Source organism: Vibrio sp. 1402 (assembly GCF_033340275.1).
This window is the reverse complement of sequence record NZ_JAWOWE010000588.1, coordinates 1-548: the sequence shown is the minus strand read 5'-3', so window position 1 is coordinate 548 and position 548 is coordinate 1. Positions and strand designations below refer to the sequence as shown.

1 protein-coding gene is annotated in these 548 nt (G+C 47.1%); it reads left to right on the top strand.

The annotated features are described in order from the left end of the window. On the top strand, positions 1–548 hold a 548-nt coding region (locus R7044_RS27400), incomplete at both ends, for a helix-turn-helix-type transcriptional regulator (protein WP_225456249.1).

Here is a 548-nt window from a genome sequence, read left to right as displayed (position 1 = left end):
GAAAACCATTCGCTTGAAGAAGTGGAAACCGTACTGTCTGCGTTGTCGCAACTCAATCGTGGCAAAACGGAAAGCGTCCTGTCATCGGTATTGAAAGAGTACCCGCTCAACTTAGTCGTAGATCAGTTTATCAATCCTGTGTTTGAGGCATTGGATTTGGTTAAGGGTTCGCTGCGCTCTTTGCAGGTGGGATTGTTCCAAACCTGTTTAATCACGCGTTTGGCATTGGTGATCGATTCTGAAAACAAAGCATCTACTAAGGGGAAATGCCTGTTGATCAGCTTTGAACAAAGTCGAGATGCGGAAAGCTGGATTCAGGCGGCGAAGTTGTGTGAGCAAGGTTACCACATCACCTTAATCGACAAGGTGGACGACGTTTCTGGCTTGGTGGATCACGACGTGATTGAACGCTACCAGCGTGTTTATGTGTTCTCGAATAAGGCGCTACCTGCCAAGCAAGTGGAAGCATTCAAAGCGCTGTTAGCGCGGTATCCTGAGCAAGTGCAGTGTTCGGAAGTTATTGAGAAACTTCATCTTGCACAAACACA